This is a genomic window from Agromyces sp. NPDC055520 (assembly GCF_053619715.1).
In genome coordinates this window covers 1-1,756 of sequence record NZ_JBSHJY010000091.1, presented here as the reverse complement: position 1 = coordinate 1,756, position 1,756 = coordinate 1, and the positions used below count along the sequence as shown (strand labels likewise).

The window sequence follows — 1,756 nt, the reverse complement described above, 5'->3', positions numbered from 1 at the left end:
GAGGCTGTCGCGTGAATCCTGGGCGACTCGGCGTGCCGAATGTGCAATGAATGCCTGATCAGACCATAATTAACTATGGTTGTGAATGTGCGTTCTGGGGATCGTGATCAGGTGTTCCTGCTGCCGCCGTCGGTGCGGGACTGGCTGCCGGAAGGTCACCTCGCGTGGTTCATGGTGGATATGGTCGATGAGCTGGATCTGACCATGTTCTACGGGTCGTATCGCGCGGACGGTCGTGGTGGTGCGGTTTACGATCCCGCAGCGATGCTTGCGGTGCTGCTCTACGCGTACTGCACCGGGGAACGTTCCTCCCGCCGTATCGAACGACGCCTGGTCGAGGATGTCGCTTATCGGGTTCTGGCAGCCAATCAGACCCCGGATCACGCGACGCTGGCACGGTTCCGGCGCCGCCACCAGGACGCGATCGCTGGACTGTTCGGGCAGGTCCTCGGGCTCTGCGTGAAAGCGGGTCTCGTCGATGCCGGCGTGGTCGCGATCGATGGCACGAAGATCGCCGCGGACGCGTCGTTCTTCGCGAACCGGACCCGGGAAGACCTCGCGGCCGAGATCCTCCGCGAGGCCGAGGAGACCGATGCCGTCGAGGACGAGTTGCTCGGTGACAAGCGCGGCGACGAACTGCCCGCACAGTGGTCCGGGGGTCGCGGCCGGCGGGACCGGATCCGGGCAGCACTGGACGAACTCGAACGGGAGAAGTCCCACGATTACGAGTCCCGGATGGCCGAGCGGGACCGGAAGGAGCAGGCGTCCGGGAAGAAGCTGACCGGTCCCAAACCGAAGCCCGACACGGCGCGGCGGGCCAAGCCGCGACGGGCGAACACGACCGACCCGCACTCAAGAGTGATCGCGACCGGCGCGCGCGGAGCGTTGCAGGGATACAACGCGCAGACCGCTGCGACCGAGAAGCAGATCGTGGTTGCCGCGGAGGTCACCGTCACCACGAACGACCAGCCCCACTTCGTCCCAATGGTCACCGCGGTCACGGAGAACCTGACCGATGCCGGCCACTCCGGCATGGTGGGCGTGTTCCTCGCCGATGCCGGGTACTGGACCGCCACGAACGGCACCACCGACGTCGGCACGGACGTCTTGATCGCGACCCGGAAGACCGCATGGCGCAAAGCCCCGAAACCCGATGACGACAAACTCGCCGTGCTCGCAAGGGTCAACCGGGGCGAGCTCTCGCAGCGGAAAGCAGGCGAGATCCTTGGCGTCTCCTACACCTGGGTGCGGGACATGACGAAACGGTACTTCGGGACCGAGGGCGAACAGATCACCACCCGCACCAGCGAGCCCGAGCCCGCGGAATGGATCCCCGTGATCGAACAAGTCGACCGGGCAGAGATCTCCAAACGCGCCGCAGCAGACCAACTGATGGTCTCGCCCGCCCGGGTCAACGTGATGCTCGCCCACGTCCGAGGCGAACACACCGACCCCGTCATCGCCCGACAACAGATGGACCACAAACTCGGCCACCCGATCGGCGCGAAGCTCTACGCGAAACGGCAACACACCATCGAACCCGTCTTCGGGAACATCAAGAACAACCTCGGCTACCGAAGATTCACCCGCCGAGGCATCGACGCCGTGAACAGCGAATGGCGCCTCATCTGCGCAGCCCACAACCTCCTCAAACTCCGCACCGCCAGCCTCGCCTAAGCACTCGCGGCCCGCGACCCCAGCACGCCCCGGAACGCTGCAACCCGTCGCCCCCCCGACACATTCACGCGACAGCCTC

1 protein-coding gene is annotated in these 1,756 nt (G+C 65.5%); it reads left to right on the top strand.

The features are described from left to right. Nucleotides 1-111: 111 nt before the first annotated feature. Entirely contained in the window at nt 112-1,677 is a 1,566-nt protein-coding gene (locus tag ACWGST_RS17010) for a transposase (RefSeq protein WP_452047851.1), read from the top strand. The last annotated feature ends 79 nt before the right edge of the window (nt 1,678-1,756 follow it).